This is a genomic window from Kribbella swartbergensis, from assembly GCF_054784135.1.
The window spans coordinates 1-1,410 of sequence record NZ_BAAGPM010000051.1 but is presented as its reverse complement, the minus strand read 5'-3'; the positions used below and the strand labels follow the sequence as shown (position 1 = coordinate 1,410).

At 62.0% G+C, this 1,410-nt stretch carries 1 protein-coding gene; it reads left to right on the top strand.

The window, feature by feature from the left end:
* Positions 1-127: 127 nt before the first annotated feature.
* The gene (locus ACYVOK_RS34395) at positions 128-1,405 is read left to right on the top strand and encodes an App1 family protein (RefSeq protein WP_460666789.1); all 1,278 of its coding nucleotides are present in this window, start codon (positions 128-130) and stop codon (positions 1,403-1,405) included.
* Positions 1,406-1,410 lie beyond the last annotated feature (5 nt).

Sequence of the window (1,410 nt, the reverse complement as noted above, 5' to 3'; positions counted from 1 at the left end):
GTAGTGGACCGAGCCTGGCCTGCCGCAGCTAGTGCATGAGGATCATGGCTCAACTGAGCACGACTTCCAGGATCTTTTCCACGACCTACCTCATTGTGAGACCAGACAAGGATGCGGGGGGATCGCGATGAGCCTCACTGGCGCAGTGAGGAAATGGCTGAGCGGACTGATCCGGATGCTGGGCATCGCTGCTCGGCCCGTGCAGGAAGCGCAAGGCGAAAGAGGCGTGGTCATCCAGCCCTACCGCGGATACGGATCCCGCTCCAAGGTTTTCCTGATCGGTCGGGTGTTCCGGCAATCCCGCCCGCAAGCGGAGACCGGACGAGGAGACCTCCTGACTAACTTACGCAATATCGGTCGGCGCATTGCCCGCCGCGCGATCCCCAATGCTGTTGTGACAGCCCGGTTCTATGGTGCTGAAGAGAACTTCACTACCGACAAGGACGGTTATTTCCGGATCCATCTCTCCCCTGCCCTGCCGCCGCCGCCCGCCCGTTCGTGGCACACCATGGATCTGACACTGCCGCTGCCCCAGGCGGTTCAGGCGCAGACCCAGATCTTCATCCCACCGGCCAGTTGCCGGTATGTGGTCATCAGCGACATCGATGACACCATCATGGAAACGGGTGTGGCCAACAAGCTCAGGATGCTCTGGCGCCTGTTCGTCGAGGACGCGCAGAGCCGGGTGGCATTTCCCGGGGTCGGGGCGTTGTACCGGGCCCTGCACGCCGGTGCCTCTGGCGATCAGCAGAACCCCATGCTCTATGTCTCACGCGCACCCTGGGGCATCTACGAGGTGCTGGAGGAGTTTTTCGATCGGCATGGCATCCCGATTGGCCCAATCCTGTTCCTGCGTGAATGGGGGGTCTCCTGGACAAATCCGCTGCCGCGCAAGGCCGGGGACCACAAGCGCGAGCTGATCCACAACATGCTGGCGCTCTACAGTGAGCTGCCCTTCATCCTCATCGGCGACAGCGGTCAGCACGATCCTGAGATCTACCGTCAGATTGTCGAGGAGCATCCCGGGCGGGTGCTGGCGGTCTACATTCGCAACGTCTCTCGGGATCCCAAGAGGATCGGCGAGATCGAGGACCTCGCCAAGGTGGTAGCTGGTGCGGGCAGCAGCTTGGTGCTGGCGGCCGACAGTGTGGCGATGGCCGAGCACGCCGCGAGCCTTAGTCTTGTTTCCCCAGAGACTGTCTCTGAAGTCCGGAACGAGAGAACGGCTACCGATCCGACCGAGCCTGAGTCGCAGACCTATGGCATTCAGAGGTCTACTCCGACGAGGACGGCAGAGGCTGTAGCGCAGGGTGACTTGCAGGATCTGGTTGAGAGCGGATCCGAGCCAAGGCCGCCCAATGTGATTGTCGAGACGGAGGCGCAGGAGCAGCCCAAGGAACCCTGATCGAA